The following is a 1,251-nucleotide window of genomic DNA, read 5'->3' as shown; positions in this document are numbered from 1 at the left end:
AACGGCTTGTACGCGTATAACTCCAAGCTGCTCGTCGTTAAGAATCGACAAGGTGAGGTAATTAATCTGCCTTGGATAGATGCAAGGGCTGCGGAAGAGAACGCGCCCAACGTTTAACGTTTATCGATACTGTCCAAACAGATCGACTTGCTCAGACTCATTACCGGCCGATACTTTGTCGGCCGGTACTTTCGCCCGGTTTTGAGCATCCTTGACGGCCTGCTCATATGCCTCTTCCAGCGATAACTCCTGCTGGTCTCCTGCCTTGTCGATAGATTCGGCAAGGTGCTTTTCTTGCTTAGGCGGGACAGCGCGGGCGGGTGGGGATTTTTTCAAGACGTCTTTTACATAAGCGTCAATGTCGGCTTCATTTGTAAACGTACCCTTTGGCTCGAAAGTGTATGTCCACTTTGCCGGTTTATTGGAATCACGGTGGGCAGACTTTCCATCAGGGAAAGGGAAGTGAACCTGATAAACGCTCTTGCCGATTCCTGTGACAAAGGCTTTCACGCCCTTTGCATCGACACCCAATTCGGAGCTGAACTCGGAGCGAACAACGGGGCTCTCGCGCCTTGTTTCTTTTTGCCATTTCATACCGCCTGTGGGCTGTGTCTCACGGCGATATTCGTAATAGGTCGTTTCGCCGAGATCGCGTTCCATGCGTTCGGCAGTTGGTCCGAGGTTGATGCGCGTGATGATCTTTGTACCGACAGAAGCCATCAACACTTCTAACACCTCTTGCCCGTAATTTTTTGCGATCTGAGAAAGATCCTGCAAGCCGAGTACGGCACAAACGCCTTTCGATCGTCCGAGGGTGACAAAGCGCTCGAAATCCTTAATGGCAGGCAGTTGCCCCCATTCATCGAGAAAGAACCAAATACGCCGGAACGGATCGTCGGGTAGAAGATTGCTATCTGTCACGGTAGAAACCGCGACAGCATACAAGGCCGAGATCCAGCCATCAGACAATTCTGCATAGCGGCCGGAATGCTGGACTATGACGGTGCGTTGATCCGTTTTTTTGACGAGCCAGTCGCGCAAGAAAAATCGCTCACGGCCATGATAATCCGGCCATGCTGTAGCCAGCATTTCCAACAAACGCATTTTGGTTTCGAGCTGGCCGAGTGTGGACATGACTTGTTTGTAATCGGCAGCAAGATAAATGTCGGAACCACGCTGATAGCGCAGCATTATACGCAGCAAGGTTTCCTGATCCTGCCTTGTCTCATTGAGCAGATCGAGCCACGTCCA

General features: G+C 51.2%; 1 protein-coding gene. It reads right to left on the bottom strand.

Features of this window, described 5'->3' with window-relative positions:
• Window positions 1–120: 120 nt before the first annotated feature.
• The coding region (locus JNC80_RS19910; RefSeq protein WP_376711411.1) for a type IV secretion system DNA-binding domain-containing protein at window positions 121–1,251 on the bottom strand (1,131 nt) is incomplete at its 5' end.

Origin of the sequence: Pseudochrobactrum lubricantis (assembly GCF_041929865.1) — a bacterium.
Lineage (GTDB): Bacteria > Pseudomonadota > Alphaproteobacteria > Rhizobiales > Rhizobiaceae > Pseudochrobactrum > Pseudochrobactrum saccharolyticum.
Note: the sequence above shows the minus strand (reverse complement) of the source record. Positions and strands in the feature narration are given on the sequence as shown.